Source organism: Bacteroides sp. GM023 (genome assembly GCF_014750685.1).
Classification (GTDB): Bacteria; Bacteroidota; Bacteroidia; order Bacteroidales; family Bacteroidaceae; genus Bacteroides.
This window is the reverse complement of sequence record NZ_JAAXGE010000014.1, coordinates 277,991-295,499: the sequence shown is the minus strand read 5'-3', so window position 1 is coordinate 295,499 and position 17,509 is coordinate 277,991. Positions and strand designations below refer to the sequence as shown.

The window sequence follows — 17,509 nt, the reverse complement described above, 5'->3', positions numbered from 1 at the left end:
GGAATGATGAACTATAAAATATACGTCATTGCTGCATTTTCTTTATTATTGAATACAGCATGTTTAGATAATTTTTTGGATAGAGAACCGAAAGCTGAGTTAACTCCGGACAATTATTTGACGGAAGAGTCTCAATTAGCAAGTTATGCTATAAATTTATATGAAATATTTCCTACCCATGAAAACTTTTCATATGGGACTTTTGGTCTTGATAAAGATACTGATAACCAGGCAGGGACTTTAGCTGCCGAAAAATATACTCCCGGTCAATGGCGCGTTCCGGACAAAGATGGTGAATGGAATTTTGAGAAAATCTTTGAATGTAACTATTTCCTGAATATAGTTCAGGAGAAATATGAAAAGGGAGAGATCAGAGGGGATATAACAAAAATCAAGCACTATTTGGGTGAGGTATATATGCTGCGTGCTTATGAATATTTTACCCGAGTTATGAGTTTGGGTGATTTTCCGATAATAACAGAGACTTTCCCGAATGACAGGGATATATTGACACAAGCTAGCAAAAGAATGCCTCATCCTGAAGTTGTCAGGTTTATTTTGAAAGATTTGGATAGAGCTATTGAATTAATGATGGAAAATGCTCCTGATGGTAAGAATAATCGCTTGTCGGGGATTTGTGCATTGTTATTCAAATCCCGGGTTGCTTTATATGAGGCTACTTGGTTGAAATACTTTAAGAACACAGCTTTTGTTCCTGATGGGGCTGACTGGCCGGGAAAGAAGAAAGATTATAATCAAGGCTATCAATATCAGGCAGGAGGAATTGAACAGGAAATAGAATGGTTGTTAGATCAAAGTATGGCGGCCTCAAAGATTGTTGCAGATAAAATTCCGTTAACGGAAAATACCGGTATTCTGCCACAAACGGCTGAAGATTACGCAACTCCAAATCCTTATTTAATGATGTTTGGTAGTGTTGATATGTCTGTATATCCGGAGGTGTTGCTATGGAGAAAATATGATCAGGGATTGAAAATAACCCATGCAATTGAAGTTGCGGCAAGCGGTTCTAATGGAGATACTGGAGCGACAAGAGGATTAATGGAATCTTTTTTGATGCAAAATGGACTGCCGATTTATGATTCCCAAGCTTTTTGGGGAGGAGATGATGAATTGGAAAGTCAAAGGAAAGATAGAGATAGCCGTTTGAGATTATTTTTGCGAGTACCAGGACAGAAGAATATATTAATAAATATGGATGCTGTGACTCATGCTAAACTAGTTCAGGGGTATCCTGAGATTTTGTTAGGCACATCAGGCTCTGTAACAGGATATTTATTACGTAAAGGTACAAGCTTTGATGGATTACAAGTGTCTGGTAATGGGATCTCTACTGTCGGTTCAATAGTATTCCGGGCTGTTGAAGCTTATTTGAATTATATCGAAGCTTCTTATGAAAAGAATGGAGTGATTGATGCTACTGCCGATAAATATTGGAAAGCTATAAGGCATCGGGCGAAAGTCGATGAGGATTATGATAAAACGATAGCTGCTACCCGTATGGAAAAGGAAGCGTTAAAAGACTGGGGAGCATATTCTGCCGGGAGATTAATAGATCCTACTCTTTATAATATCCGTCGCGAACGTCGTTGTGAGCTAATGGCTGAAGGATTGAGAGATATGGATTTGGGACGATGGAGAGCAAAAGACCAAATGATTGAAATTCCATACCATATTGAGGGGTTTAAATTATACAATTCGACCATTTCAACATGGTATCAGGATGGAGCAGGGAATTGGAATTCTAATCTTACTTGGGGAAGTTCAACTGCCACCGTGTCTGATCCGGCTCAATCCGACTATTTACGCCCATTCTCCCGTACAGGTAAGGAGCTGGTTTACAATGGTTATCGCTGGGCTATGGCACATTATTGGCATCCTATAGCAGTTAATCATTTCTTATTGACCTCCAGTGTTAGTGATTATTCTGATTCTCCTATTTATCAGAATCCGGGATGGCCTACCATTGCAGGTCAAGGAGCAATAAAATAAGAACACTTAATTAAATACGGCATAGATGTGGTAATTTGTCTATGCCGTAAATATAAAAAACATAATAAAATGAATAAAAAGACTATTTCTTTACTTCTTATCGTATTGGCTTTTAGTTGTTTGGCTTGTCAGGAAAATGAAAAGGCTTTTGACTATACATCTCTACCTTTGAGAAATGTAACGTTTGAAAAAGGATTTTGGAGTCAATATGCCGGTCAGAATGCAAAGGTGACTGTTCCTTATTGCGTTGAACGTTGTACGAAATCGGGATGTTTACATAACTTTCAGTTAGCGGCAGGACAAATTAGTGGTGATTATCTAAGTGATAATACATGGCTTGATAGTGATATGTATAAAGCTTTGGAAGCTGCTTTTTATTCAATGATGAAGTATCCGAATGAAAAACTACTTCAGGAAACAGACTCTATTGTCGATACTATAATTAAAGCACAAGAAAAAGATGGATACCTTTATACGGCACGGACCACCCATGCGACTCATCCCCGGGTTATGAAATTTATGGGAGAAGAACGCTGGACAAATATGGGACATTTCAGCCATGAACTATATAATATGGGGCATATGATAGAAGCTGCCATTGCTCATTATGAGTTGACGGGTAACAACCGTTTCTTGAATGTGGCAATAAAGGCTGCTGATTTAATTGTTACTACTTTTGGCGAGGGGAAACTGACCTATCCTCCCGGACATCAGGAAATAGAATTAGCTTTAATAAAATTATATAAGTTAACCAATAATCCATCTTATCTTGAGATGGCTTATTATTTTCTTGAAGCACGTGGAAAATATTCCGAACGTCTTCCTTATACAGATGAATTTTTTAAAGAATATCATCAGGATCATCTCCCGGTTTCGGAACAGAGGGAGGCGGTGGGGCATGCAGTGAGAGCTGTATACATGTATGCTGCTATGGCCGATATTGTTACCTTGACCAACAACGAAAAATATAAGCTCGCTTTAGACTCTATTTGGAGTGATGTAATGGAGAAGAAAATTTATATAACCAGTGGTATTGGTAATCAACAATTAGGAGAGGCTTTTGGATTACCCTATCATTTGGATAATCTTCACGCCTATACGGAAACTTGTGCTGCTATAGGTTTGGTGTATTGGGCAGAAAGAATGTTTGCTTTCGATCAAGATTCAAAATATTATGATGTAATAGAGAGAGCAACTTATAATGGTATTCTTTCTGGTATATCACAGGATGGAACACATTTTTATTATAAGAATCCTTTAGAGTCAAAAGGAAATAAAAAACGTACAGAGTGGAACAGTTGTGCATGTTGTCCTCCTAATTTGGCTCGGTATGTTGCATCTATGGGAAGTAGAGTGTATGGTGTGAAAGGTGATAGGCTATATGTAAATATGTATGCGGAAAATCAGGCAGATATGGAGGTGAACGGGGCTAACGTGCATTTACTGCAAGAAACGGATTATCCTTGGGAAGGTGATGTTCGCCTGACGATCAATCCGGATAAGAAACAAACTTTTAGTTTATGTCTACGAATACCGGGGTGGTGTCTGAATCAGCCGCTTCCAGGAACTCTTTATCGTGTATATGAACAGGATAAAACAAATGAACGCCCGAATGTTTGGGTAAATGGAGAAGAAATTGACTATCAAATTGAAAAAGGTTATATTAGAATTAACCGAAAGTGGGCTAAAGGAGATGTTATCAGGTTGGAATTGTTTATGCAGCCTCAGCGCATAGCTTCACATTTTGCTGTTTTACAAAATGAGAATTGTGCTGCACTTACTTATGGTCCATTTGTGTATTGTGCAGAAGAAATAGACAATGTAACGGATTGGGATAAATTGGAATTATCTTTATCCGAACCATTCTCTTGTCATTCGATAACTACCGGTTTTTCGATTGTTCCTAAAATGCCGGTGTTGTCGCAGAATGATGAACTAAAATTGATTCCTTATTTCTTATGGGCTAATCGTGATACTTGCAAGATGAAAGTTTGGATTCCTGTTCGAAAAGAATGCCACAATTGACATAAACATAACTTCTAGAATGAAATAAAATGAAACAGAATACATTGATTTTAGCTTCCAGTGTCTTATTGATGAGTAATACTTTCTCAATGGCTGCTGATGAGAAGAAGCCGAATATATTGATATTTATAGCAGATGATTTAGGTTGGGAAGAAGTAGGTGCATACGGACATCCTGTTGTGAAAACACCTAATATAGATTGGTTGGCTTCTCAAGGAATGCGTTTTGATAATTTCTATCTGACAGCAAGTTCCAGTAGCCCAAGCCGTTCTTCTATTTTTACAGGAATGTATCCTAGTTGTACCGGAGCAAGAAATCTGCATGAAAATATGCCGGCCTATATAAACATGTTTCCTGACAGACTTCATGAGAAAGGGTATTACACTATGCTTGTAGGAAAAACACACGGTACAAATTTGCCTGCTGTACAGAAACGCTTTGATTATGGTTCATTTATTGATTGGTCTAAGCCTTGGACAATGGTTGATTTATGGAAAGATGCATTGAAACAACGTCCTAAGGATAAACCTTTCTTTATGTTTGCCGCTTCTATTGATCCGCATAGACCATTCAAACAGGGAGAGTATGAGAAACCATATTTACCCGATGAAGTTGTCGTTCCTCCCTATTTGCAGGATTCGCCGGAGATGAGAGAAGAACTTGCCGACTACTACAATGAAATATCTCGTTTTGATAATCATGTGGGACAAGTATTGAAACTATTGAGGGAAGAAGGTGAATTGGAGAATACATTTATTATTGTAATGTCAGATAATGGTCGTGCTTTTCAACAATCGAAGACAAGAGTTAATATGCAAGGGATAAAGTCACCTTTTATAGTATATTATCCTCCGTTGATAAAACAGGGCGTAGTGACAGAGAGCTTGGCTAGTGCGGTCGATATTGCTCCTACTCTACTGGATATAGCAAAAGTGAAAAGAGCAGCAGGACTACAAGGAGTAAGTTTACTGCCTGTATTGAAAGAACCCGAAGCAGAAGTTCGGAAATACGCTTTTGCAGAACATAATTGGCATGTATTTAAAGCTTATGAACGGGCTTTAATTACTAAAGAATATATATACATACGAAATTGGTTGCCACAATTATCTAATCCTGTTGTGGTCGAAGTGATGACCGAACCTTCGTATAAAACGATGTTGTCAGCCTATGAAAAAGGTGAACTGCCTGTTGTTCAACAAGACTGTTTTATCTCCCCACGTCCGGAAGAAGAACTCTTTTATACTATTAAAGATATACATTGCTTGAATAATATAGCAAATAAAAAATCCATGAGAAAAATGAAAGAGAAACTTAATCTGATTCTGGAAACTTGGCAAATGAGCATTGGTGATGTTTTTGATGAAAGCAAATTGAAACAAGATACTTCAGATAGAATAACAGGAAAAACACTCAAGCGTTGAACCACGGTTTAGAATCAACTCGAACTTACATATACTGGTACACATATATTAAGATGTAATGTTCAGACTATTAAGACATAACAATTGGAATATATAGAGATGACATGTCGATGATTATAAGATTGAATGTACGGGATGCTCATCCCGTCATGTATGACATGCTCATCTGGTGGTGTACGGGATGCTCATCTCGTACATTCAATTTAACCGGGATTTATATACTATCTCTTAATGAACCACATGGTATCCTTTAATGAACTGCAGGATGACTATAAACGGTTGACAAGTGAACAATTACTTCCTACCAGCACGATAATGAACAATTTCTAGGTATACTTTGAATGATTTATATACCTCTTTTGAACAAACAAAACCGAACTTTGCGTAGTCTATTGAAACAAATGTTTAGTTTTAGGTATAGGATTGGTTTTTAGAATTATTTAGGGTCAGGAACAGTGTTTTAGGGCTACAGCGGGATAGAACTTTGTGGAGTAGACATTGTTTATCCCGCTTTTTTATTTGAATAATTAACTTTAAATTGCTATATAATGAAAGAGTTTCCTGGTTTCTGTGATGAATTTCGGAAGATACTGATTTTGTGTCTTATGTCTATAACTTTATGTGGTTGTGACGGTAGTCAAGACGACAATCGTCGCGAGTCTTTAATAAAGTCATTCCAAGTGAAAGTGGACAATGAATATATAAGTAGTACAATTGATGAATCAGCAGGTGAAATAATAATAAAAGGTATTCGGGATGGTAGTCTGATTGTGGGAGTTGATTATGAATTGGCGGAAAATGCAACAGTCTATCCCAAACCTGAAACTTGGCTTCATGAATGGCAAAATGAGGAACGTTTTATTATAACTCAGAACGGGAGACAGCAGCTCTACATCGTTATTTTGGCGGATAATGAGAAAGAGGAGGAAGACTTGGGAGATGCTGTGATCTCACCGGAAAAATATTACGGGAGACAAATCAAAGATTTCTTTTACGATTTGAAGTTAAATGCCGGCGCGATTAATACCCTTGCCAAGGCTAACGAATTTTTTATAGAAGATGATATGAATGGCGTACGTATTTCTATTTATGGAGATGCGACAAGACCGGCTCATCCCGAACCGGGAAAGATAGAGGAATCGTACTATACAAAGATGATTGCTTCGATTAATAGGGCTAAAATAGCAAGAGGGGATAGGGGACTGACTATCTTTGCCAGTAAAAAACTGGACGGGAAAAACTCATTCCCAGACTGGGTAAAGGATAAGAATGGGGTGATTCCCGAGAAATATGGTCAGATGCTGGTTGATTATATCTTATATATGAGAGACCAAGATATCGTAGTCAATGTGCTGGGTATTGATAATGAGATTAACTTCAATGAAGGAAATATAACTCCTCAAAAACATATGCAGATAGTGGATTATCTGAAAGAGCAGTCTACGAAACTGAATTTTAAGATGCCGTTGATTGTAGGTCCGGAACGGTATGAGCCAATGGGAGACGTGGAAAATGGTTGGTGGAAAAAGTTTCTTGATAGCGGCTGGGGAGATCGGATTGATATTTATGGCACACATTATTATCCGGAGCATCGTTATTTTGAGAAGTTAAGGTTTGAATTGTCTCTGATAGGAGAACGTCCTTTTTGGGCGACAGAGCCTCATTGGGGATCGGAGACTGCACAACCGGATATATTGAATCATGCTGAAACAGCCATTTGCGCGTTATGGGATCAAACGGATTTAGGAATGGACGGATTTATGTGGTGGGATTACAAGCGGGATGGTAACCTGAGAGGATGTCTGATGCGTGCCGTATCCGCTCCTTTGCGTGGTGCTCGCCCTGTTGAAATGACTGACCATGATGGTGTAGATATCTTTCAGAAAGGAAAACTCCAGACGCGTGCTTTCAGAGAAGGAAATCAGTTGAATGTATATGCAATCAATATGTGCCCGGAAAATGATTTGTCGGAGGCTGTTAATTATGAGAATTATGAATTTGGATTGGACGAAGGAACAATTGACGGTGAAGTTACTTACACTCAATGGAGGGATAACACCCCGGTTGAAGGGGAAGACGCAGTAGCCAACAAAGTGAGTGATAAGACGTTTTCTGTAAATTTGCCACGACGGTCGATTACACATATCCAATTTCAACTTAAATAAAAAGAAGAGATGAACAAAAAGATTATGTATTCTTTTGCAACGCTTGCTTTAGGTATGCATTCAATAGCGTTGCAGGCTAAAGTATCACAGCCCAATATCGTATTTATCATGGCCGATGACTTGGGATGGACTGATTTGGGAGTGACAGGAAGTGATTTTTATGAGACTCCTAATATTGACCGGCTGGCATCCCAGGGGATGTTGTTTACCAATGCTTATGCTGCGGCTGCCAATTCGGCTCCGAGTCGTGCCTGCTTTATGACAGGGATGTACACTCCGCGTCACGGAGTGTTTACAGTTAATCCGCCTGATCGTGGAGACAAGACTAAACGCAAACTTATCCCAATACCTAATAATGAAGATGTCTGTGCTGATTTTGTAACTATGGCTGAAGCCTTACAGTCTAATGGATATCAATGCGGGCATGTCGGGAAGTGGCATTTGGGAGACGATAAAGATGGAACAGGACCTCTGTCGCAGGGGTTCGTTTTCAATATTGCAGGAGAAAGAGCCGGAACTCCTTATGCTTATTTTTATCCGTATTGCAATCCTAAGAAGAAAAAGTGCCACTTGGGGTTGGACGAAGGAACTCCCGGTGAATATCTGACAGACCGGCTTACAAGCGAGGCAATCGGATTTATGAATGAACATAAAGAGCAGCCTTTCTTTTTATATTTGGCACATCATGCGGTACATACGCCTTTGCGTGCACCTCAGCAAATGATTGAAAAATACGAGAAAAAGGCGAAAGGCAGATATCATTCCAATCCGGTATATGCTGCTATGATTGAAAGTCTTGACCAAAATGTAGGCAGGGTCTGCCGTGCTGTCGATTCATTGGGTATTGCAGACAATACGATTATCGTGTTTTATTCAGATAACGGTGGTTCGGAACCTGTGACAGACAATTTTCCTCTGCGTGAAGGTAAAGGCTCTCCTTACGAGGGAGGGACTCGTGTTCCGTTAATCATAAAATGGCCGGGAAAGATAGAACCTGGCACAATCTCTGATGTGCCCGTTTCCGGAGTAGATTTTTATCCGACATTTGTCGAGATAGCGGGAGGGAAGCCGGTAGCAGAGTTGGATGGAGATGATATTTTTTCATTACTTGGTAGACAGGCATATGAAAGAGATTTATTCTGGCATTTTCCGGCTTATTTGGAATCTTATAAAAAGAGTGGTAAGGATTGGCGTGCTACTCCATATTCCAGTATTCGTTCCGGCGATTGGAAACTGATTTACTATTATGAAGACAAGTCAGTAGAATTATTCAATTTGAAGGATGACTTGAGTGAAACTCATGATTTGTCCCGTAGCCAGTCGGTAAAGAGGAAAGAGCTTTACGGAAAATTAATGGATTGGATAAAGCGTACTAAAGCCCCCGTTCCTATGGAATTGAATCCTTATTATTTAGGAAATAAGTAGAACAGAATTTTAAAATACAAGAGTTTATGATGAGACATGTATATACAAACTGTAAGTTGAAATATTTCTTTTGGTTGATTCTTCTATTCATAGGGGTATCACATGTTTGTTGCTCCAATGATAATAAAATAACGAATGAGGGATTATTAAGTTCCTTTGTGGTATGGATGAATGAACAGAAAATAGAAGCGGTGGTGGATAATGAAAATCACCAAATTATAATTAGCGGGGTTAAAGATGGGAGCCAAATAACGAATCTCGGATATACTTTGATTCCGGGAACAACCCTATATCCTGATCCGCATACTTACCTGAATAATTGGGAGAGAGAGGAGCGTTTTGTTGCGAGAAGCACAGACAATCAGATTACTTATACCATCATATTGAAAGATTATGAAATTCCTTTGGATAATGCCTTGAAAATAAACTTGAATGAACGAAAGCAGCGAATCCTTCTGGTTGGAGGAGATATGGAACGTAGTCAGTTCTTTCTACAAAAGGCGGCTAACCCGGAAGAAGTGGCTCAATGGTGCTTTCAAGATATACATTTCGATGTTTGCCGGGTTTCTTATGACAAGAAGCAGGAATTGGAAGAAGGGCAAAAGAATCTTTCATTCTATGAAGATGCGGTGAAAAGTATGAAACTATTGCAGGCAGTGAATTCCAATATTCAGTTTTGGGCTACTATGAAAAGTGACTATAATGGTTATAATAATGAAAATAATCTTCCTGAGTGGATTTGCGATTATAAGCCGACAACCCGCTTTGATTGTGCGAAATATGCTGTTTTTCTCGCTGATTATCTGGAATATATGCAGAACAATGGAGTGCCTGTCAAGTATTTGGCTATTGCCAAAGAGTGGGTAGGAGTAATTAATGCCGAACGTGCTAAACAAATCATATTACGGTTGAATGCAGAGTGTTTGGCTAGAGGCATAACAAAGCCTTTATATGTAGACCCGGCAAGCTGGGGAATTACCCAAGGTGTGAACTTTATAAAATCAGCAAAGGAAAATGGTAGCCTTGATTTGTATTATGGGTTTTCAACTCACAATTTAAATAATAATGAGAGCGATCAGTACTTGTACGAAATGTTTGTTGAAGAAGCGCGACGTAATGGGAAATATGCATTTGCGGATGAGACTGGAATTGGCTCCGGAGGACGTACAAATGGGGTAGAGCCGGAAACATTGGATGCTATACTGGATGCTTATCAAGAGAAAGCTGAGTTTTATAAGGATGGGATTCAGGGAGAAATTTTTTTCGAGCCTTTTTCCCGAGGGGTAAATTCGGAAACAAGATCCATTTATTTTAAAAAAGGCGAAGAGGCTAAAAGAATGCGTTCTTATTATGTTATGAAAGTGTTTGCCAATGCGATAGCTGGCAATACCATGTGGTATGTTCCTATTCAGGCTTATGGTATAAAAGATGATGTTTATACGATGGCTTTTGTTAATGATGAAGAGCTGTTTATTACTATAATCAATAAGAATGAGAATGATTTGAAAGATGTATCACTCCTTTTGGATGGCGCGTCATTGGAGGGAAAGGCAGAACAAATCATGTTTGATATATCACTTCCCATAGAGGGACAAAGTGAAAAGCTTACTATGGCAAATAATTCATTGACTGTTAATCTTCCTTCGAAAAGTATTGTATTCTTGAGCATAAAATTATGACTATGATGAATAAGTATAGATTTATATTCTTTCTGGCAATGCAATTGTGTCTGTTGCAGGTTTTTAGCCAAGGTTTTGGCAGACGAGAACTTATTAATGACAATTGGTTTTTTTATCTGGGAGACGGGAAATATTTAGGTGCAGAATATTTTGACCATTCTCAGTGGAGGAAATTAGACTTGCCGCATGACTGGAGTGTCGAGGCTGTTGCAAGCCCGGACTTATCGAGTTGTACCGGATATTTGCCGGGGGGGATTGGGTGGTATCGTAAAGATTTGGATATTCCTGCAAATGAAAAAGGGAAACGTGTTTATATTTATTTTGAGGGCGTTTATAATAATAGTGAAGTTTTTATTAACGGGAAGTGGATTGGCAAGCGCCCGAACGGATATGTTTCTTTTATGTATGATTTGACTCCTTATATACATTATGGTGGTAAAAATGTATTAGCCGTACGAGTAGATCATTCGCAAGATGCGGATTCCAGGTGGTATACAGGTTCAGGAATTTATAGGGATGTGTATCTGGTATATGCCGCTCCGGTGCATATTAATCAATGGGGAGTAAGTTATTCGGCAGAGGTAAAGAAGAATAGTGCGGATCTGATAATACAGACAGAGATAAATAATGCGACGGCGCTTTCATCCAAAGTACAAATTATACATGAAGTATATTCTCCGGATAAAAAGAAGGTTGCCGGGGATATTTCTGTTTGTCATGCTTTGCCTGATAAAGTAACTACGACTGAAAGTCGCATTGCTATTCCGTCGCCGGAACTTTGGAGTTTGGATATTCCTCATTTATATACTATCTATACCCGTGTTTTACAGAATGGAAAGGTTTTAGATGAAACTCGGACTATGGCAGGAATTCGTACTCTTACTTTTGATTCCAATAAAGGTTTTGCTTTGAATGGGAAGAGTATGAAAATAAAAGGCGTATGTGTCCATCACGATGCAGGTTGTTTGGGGGCGGCGGTTCCTAAGGAAGTGTGGCGTCGTCGTTTGATGCAATTGAAAGCAATAGGATGTAATGCCATTCGTATGAGCCATAATCCGCAGGCTACTTGTGTTTATGAACTTTGTGACGAATTAGGTTTATTGGTGAAAGACGAAGCTTTTGATGAATGGGAATATCCTAAAAAGAAATGGATAGCAGGATGGAATAAAGGTAAACCTGGATTTGAGGGATCAGCTTCTTATTTTCGCGAATGGAGTAAAAGGGATTTGTCTGATATGGTTCGTCGTGATCGTAATCATCCTTCGGTCATAATGTGGAGTATTGGTAACGAAGTTGATTATCCCAATGATCCTTATTCGCATCCAATATTAGATAAAGAGGGAATCGGGCAGCAGCATGTGAAGGGGTATCAAAAAAATCAGCCTCGTGCGGAGCGTTTAGGAGATATTGCCAAAGAACTGGTGGCTGAAGTGAAAAAATATGATTTGTCTCGTCCCGTTACTGCTGCTTTGGCAGGAGCAGTAATGTCCAATGAAACGGATTATCCGGGTGTTCTGGATATTGTTGGATATAACTATACGGAACAACGATATAAGCTTGACCATGAAAAATATCCCCGAAGGATACTTTATGGCAGTGAAACTCGTCATGACTTGAATGCATGGAAAGCGGTTCGTGATAATGAGTATATTTTGGGACAGTTTATTTGGACAGGGTTCGACTACTTGGGGGAGGCTGGACCTTGGCCGTCAAGAGGTTTTACTACCGGTATGATCGATTTGGCTGGTAACATAAAGCCTAATGGTTATTTTCGCCGTGCTTTATGGGCCGATGCTCCTACCATTTATATAGGTACATATAAGAATAATGAAAATAAGAAAAAACTTTTAACCAATGCCCCGGCAGTATGGAATTATGAACAAGGAGAGCTCGTTAGGGTAGTGGCTTATACCAATTGTGAAGAAGCAGAGTTATATTTGAACGGTGGGTTGGTAGGAGAAAAGAGAAAATATGATGACCAGACTGCCATTATTTATTGGGATATTCCTTATATTGCCGGAACTTTAGAGGTTGTAGGATATAAAGAAGGCAAGGCCGTTACGAAGGAAATGATACGTACGAGTGGACGTCCGTATGCTATAAAGGCAACTTTGGATAAGGATAACCATATACAAGAAAAGGAATGCATACATTTGATGATTCACATTGTAGACGAGAATGGAATTCCGGTAGTATTGGCAGATAATCAAATAACATGTCATATGGAAGGACCGGCCAAATTGCTGGGGCTTGAAAGTGGTGATAATAATGTCGCTGACAATTATCGTGATAATAGACAACGTTGTAAGAATGGTACGTTGTTAGGCTATATTCAAACTATCAGCAAAGGAAAAGTGAACATAAAATTAACTTCCCCATTGCTACAATCTTGCAATATTGATTTTGAAATTGAATAACACGAAATGAGATGAAAAATGTAATCTATTCTTTAGCTACTTTATGTAGTGTTGCCGCACCCCATGCTGTCAAAGCTGATGCTCCAGTGCAGAAGCCCAATATTCTGGTGTTTATAGCAGATGATCTGGGATGGGAGGAAATCGGTGCTTATGGGCATCCGACCATTCACACCCCTAATATTGACTGGCTGGCCCGAAACGGAATGCGCTTTAATAATTTCTATTTGACGGCAAGTTCCAGTAGTCCCAGTCGTTGTTCAATTTTGACGGGGATGTATCCTAGCGCTACCGGGGCACCTAATTTGCATGAGAATATGCCGGAACATATTAATTTATTCCCGGATCGTTTGCATGATAAGGGATATTACACTATGCTTGTTGGAAAGACTCATGGAACAAATAATCCGAAAGTAAAAGCACGCTTTGATTATGGTAAATTCATTGACTGGTCAAAACCATGGACAATGGTTGATTTGTGGAAGGAAGCTTTGCATCAACGTCCCAAAGATAAACCTTTTTTTATGTTTGCAGCATCTATTGATCCGCACCGGCCATATAAGCAAGGACATTTTGAACACCCTTTTGATCCTAAAGATGTAATAGTTCCGCCCTATTTGCAGGATTCACCGGAAATGCGTGAAGAACTGGCCGACTATTATGATGAAATAGAGAGATTTGATAATCATATTGGTCAAGTTTTAGATGTACTACGTGAGGAAGGGATATTGGAGAATACGGTTATTATAGTAATGACTGATAATGGACGTCCATTTCCACAATGCAAAACTCGTGTCAATGTGCAGGGTTTGAAGTCTCCTTTTATTGTTTACTATCCTGTTTTAATAAAAAAGGGAACTGTGACAAATAGCCTGGCTAGTGCTGTTGATATTGGACCTACTTTACTGGAACTGGCCGGAGTGAAACGTTCTCCCGGTCTACAAGGGGTAAGTATGTTGCCTATAATGAAAAATCCTCAGGATGAGATACGTAATTATGCTTTTGCAGAACATAATTGGCATGTCTTTAAGGCTTATGAGCGTTCGGTTATTACTAGAAAATATGTATATATAAAGAACTGGCTGCCTCATTTGCCTAATCCATCTGTTGGTGAAACGATGCGTATGCCTGCTTATAAGAAGATGCTTGATAGCTATTTAAAAGGACAGCTTCCTTTAGTACAGCAAGATTGCTTTACAGCTCCGCGTCGAGCTGAGGAATTATATGAAATACCTGATGATATACATTGTACGAAGAATCTTGCAGGGAAGAAACAAAAGAAAAGGGCAGTTGAAGAACTAAGAATGGCTCTTGATATATGGCAACAATCGGTTGGTGACCATTTTCCCGGAGAAACAAATTTGAAAAAAGATATTTCAGACAGGCTGACAGGGGAGAAAATAAAAGAAGAGATGTGAATTCGTTTTCAGAAAGACAAAAATGATATTATATGAATAATAAATTAGCAAAAGGAATAGGTTTTTTGTGGGCATCAGGCAGTTTTGCATTGCTGTCTGCCGAAGAAGTAAAACAGGAACGCCCTAATTTTGTATGGTTCATGACCGAAGATGTATCTAAACATTATTTGAGTTTATATAATAATGGGGAATATGGAGCCGTAACTCCTAACGTAGAAAGATTGGCTGATGAAGGCATTGTTTTTAACAATGCATATAGTAATGCTCCTGTCAGTTCTGCGGCCCGTTCTACCTTGATTACAGGGTGCTATGCACCTCGTTTAGGAGCTGGTTTTCATCGTAAACTGGAACAAGTGCCTATGCCTGAGGGTCTTAAAATGTTTCCGGCTTATTTACGAAATGTAGGTTATCATACTTCGAATGCTTCAAAAACGGATTATAATTGCTTTTTGGATAAAACAGCATGGGATATTGTTGATGGAAAAATGGGTGATTGGCGTAAACGCCCTGATAAACATATGCCTTTCTTCCATGTACGTACGAATGCAGTGACGCATGAAGGGAAATTGCAGTTTAAGAAAACTGCTCTTCAGGAAGTACCAACAATCAATAGTCCTTCCAAAGTTTTCGTGCATCCTTATCATCCTGACACAGAACTGTTCAGGTATACATATGCTACTTTCTATGACCGTATTCAGGATTCAGACAAAGAACTGGGGCAGTTGATAGATATGCTTGAGGCTGACGGTGAGCTGGATAATACCTTTATTTTTTATTTTGGTGATAATGGCGGTTCTCTTCCGGGCACGAAAGGGTATACGACTGAAACCGGTTTGCAAGTGCCCTTAGTTGTGTATGTTCCTAAAAAATGGCGTGATAAATTGCCAGTTAAAATTGATACGAGAGCAAACGGATTAGTCAGTTTTATGGATTTTGGACCGACTTTACTTCATTTGGCAGGAGTAGATATACCAGACGATATGGATGGTATTCCTTTTTTGGGAACTGACATTTCTTTGGAACAGTTGGAAGCGCGCGATGAGGTATATGGTTATGGCGATCGTTTTGATGAACTTTATGCTTTTAATCGTACACTTCGAAAAGGAGATTTTAAGTATTCTCGTAATTTCCAACCTTATCATTCCAAATCTCTTTATGCATTTTATCGTTATAAACAGGCGGCTTTTCGTGAATGGCGTGAATTGTATGAAATGGGTAAGTTGAATTCTGTTCAGAGACGTTTCTTTGAACCACAGGGAGCTGAGGAGTTGTATGATTTGTCTGTTGATCCTTATGAAATCCATAATTTGGCAGATGATCCGGAATACAAAGCCAAATTGAAAGAATTACGTAGAATTTTGAAAGAAAAGATGCTTGATGAATATGATCTAGGTTTTTTCCCGGAGTGTGAATGGTTGGAGAATGGAAAACAGAATCCGACAAAGTTCGGTCGGGATAATTCTATCTCCTTAAGAAGGTATTCGGATATTGCAGATTTGGAACTTTACCCTTTCAAACAAATAGAAGGAAAACTTCGTGAAGCATTAAGTTCATTGGATCCGGTAGATCGTTATTGGGGGGCTACAGTATGTGCTTCTTTTGGAAGGGAGTCTTTTTCTTTAAATAAAGAATTAAAAAAACTATTGAACGATTCGCAAGCTTATGTGCGGAGTCGGGCTATTGTTGCTTTAAGTAAAGTAAAGCAAATAGATCCGGCAAATCCAATGCGGGAGGCTTTGAAGATAGCAAAGACCGGTGCGGAATCTCTTTTGATACTGAATGACATCACGTATTTGCAAGATGCCGGTTTAGGGTATCAGTTCGTATTAGATGCGGCGGATGTTCCTCAGAAGTGTAATGGTGTAGATTGGCGGTTAAAATATTTAAAGGTGAAATGAAAAATACATTTTTTGAATATTATGTGACCGTTATATTACTTCTGTTTCCTGGTGCGTTAAAATCTCAACAGATGGTAGAGTTTTCTGCTCCTATTTATGCTGATCCTTACTATTGTGGTTCGTGTGACCCGGAAATTGTATGGAATTCTTTTTCGGGAGAATGGATGTGTTTTTATACAGGTAGGCGTCCGGCCTTGGGGGTGGCGGCTACGTGTGGTAATCCGATAGGAGTGGCGGTTTCCAGGGATTTGAAAAATTGGATGTTTAGAGGATATTGCCTTTTTGATGGAGAAGGAGGAAAACCAGATAGCAGGCATACTTTTTGGGCTCCGGGAATTATTCTCAATGGAGATGAAGCTCATATGTTCGTCACATACAAAGAAGATGCCACTCCACCATGGGGAACGGGTGGGTGTATTGCACATTATAAGGCTTCTGTTGCCGATATGTTGAATGGATGGAAACGAGTTGACGTCACTATTGGTGAGGATGATTGTCTGGATGCTTCAGTCATTAAATTGGAGAACGGGAATTTTCGGATGTATTATGTTGGAGGTGTTAATAATCAGGATACAAAGGGACGTAAGACGATTCGATATGCTGAAAGTAGTAATCTAAATGATTGGACTGTAAAGGGAGACGTAAAAGGAGAGGTTAATGATAAGAAAGTACATGGAATAGGCTATCAGGAAGGAGTATATGTTTTCCTGTGGAAAGACCGCTTCTATATGTTGACCGATCCGCACAAAGGACTCGCAACTTATAGTTCCGATGATGGAATCACTTGGAAATATCATGGACAAATCATGGAAACTGGCACTTCTTCCCGAACTTTGGATTGGAGTCAGGCAAGGCATCCCAGTGTGCTTGTGCAAGATGATAGAACTTATATTTTTTATCATGTGGAGCCATTTCGGCCTGAAAAGGTCAAAGGCTCGGAACTGGAAAAACACCAAAGATATGCTTTTATACAAATGGCAGAGTTAAAATGCTCTGAAAATGGCATTCAAAGATACTAATGACCGTTTTTTACCCTGCGAATGACTTATTT

10 protein-coding genes are annotated in these 17,509 nt (G+C 39.1%); all 10 read left to right on the top strand.

The genetic code is table 11. From position 1 onward, the window contains the following. Positions 1 to 6 precede the first annotated feature (6 nt). The 10 genes from HC965_RS23780 to HC965_RS23735 all read left to right on the top strand — a co-directional run bounded on the left by HC965_RS23780 (position 7) and on the right by HC965_RS23735 (position 17,477). Entirely contained in the window at positions 7 to 2,013 is a 2,007-nt protein-coding gene (locus tag HC965_RS23780) for a RagB/SusD family nutrient uptake outer membrane protein (RefSeq protein ID WP_191033898.1), read from the top strand. A 69-nt stretch (positions 2,014 to 2,082) separates the two neighbouring features. Next, positions 2,083 to 4,038 carry a glycoside hydrolase family 127 protein gene (locus HC965_RS23775; protein ID WP_191033809.1) on the top strand — a complete coding sequence of 652 codons (1,956 nt, stop codon included), beginning with the start codon at positions 2,083 to 2,085 and terminating at the stop codon, positions 4,036 to 4,038. A 29-nt stretch (positions 4,039 to 4,067) separates the two neighbouring features. Next, positions 4,068 to 5,459 carry a sulfatase gene (locus tag HC965_RS23770; protein ID WP_191033808.1) on the top strand — a complete coding sequence of 464 codons (1,392 nt, stop codon included), beginning with the start codon at positions 4,068 to 4,070 and terminating at the stop codon, positions 5,457 to 5,459. Between the two features lie 548 nt (positions 5,460 to 6,007). Beyond that, a complete protein-coding gene (locus HC965_RS23765; protein ID WP_191033807.1) occupies positions 6,008 to 7,624 on the top strand; it encodes a DUF4971 domain-containing protein in 1,617 nt (538 codons plus the stop codon). Between the two features lie 54 nt (positions 7,625 to 7,678). Next, a complete protein-coding gene (locus HC965_RS23760) occupies positions 7,679 to 9,049 on the top strand; it encodes a sulfatase (protein WP_191033897.1) in 1,371 nt (456 codons plus the stop codon). 26 nt (positions 9,050 to 9,075) lie between these two features. Further along, a complete protein-coding gene (locus tag HC965_RS23755) occupies positions 9,076 to 10,728 on the top strand; it encodes a DUF4971 domain-containing protein (protein WP_191033806.1) in 1,653 nt (550 codons plus the stop codon). Between the two features lie 5 nt (positions 10,729 to 10,733). Then, positions 10,734 to 13,145, top strand: a complete 2,412-nt coding sequence (locus HC965_RS23750; RefSeq protein WP_191033896.1) for a sugar-binding domain-containing protein — start codon at positions 10,734 to 10,736, stop codon at positions 13,143 to 13,145. Between the two features lie 11 nt (positions 13,146 to 13,156). Then, positions 13,157 to 14,560, top strand: coding sequence for a sulfatase (locus tag HC965_RS23745; protein ID WP_191033805.1), 1,404 nt, complete (start codon positions 13,157 to 13,159; stop codon positions 14,558 to 14,560). Between the two features lie 32 nt (positions 14,561 to 14,592). Beyond that, entirely contained in the window at positions 14,593 to 16,458 is a 1,866-nt protein-coding gene (locus HC965_RS23740; RefSeq protein WP_191033804.1) for a sulfatase-like hydrolase/transferase, read from the top strand. A 71-nt stretch (positions 16,459 to 16,529) separates the two neighbouring features. Continuing rightward, positions 16,530 to 17,477 (top strand): family 43 glycosylhydrolase, encoded by a 948-nt coding sequence (locus HC965_RS23735; RefSeq protein WP_223855001.1) that lies wholly within the window; start codon positions 16,530 to 16,532, stop codon positions 17,475 to 17,477. The last annotated feature ends 32 nt before the right edge of the window (positions 17,478 to 17,509 follow it).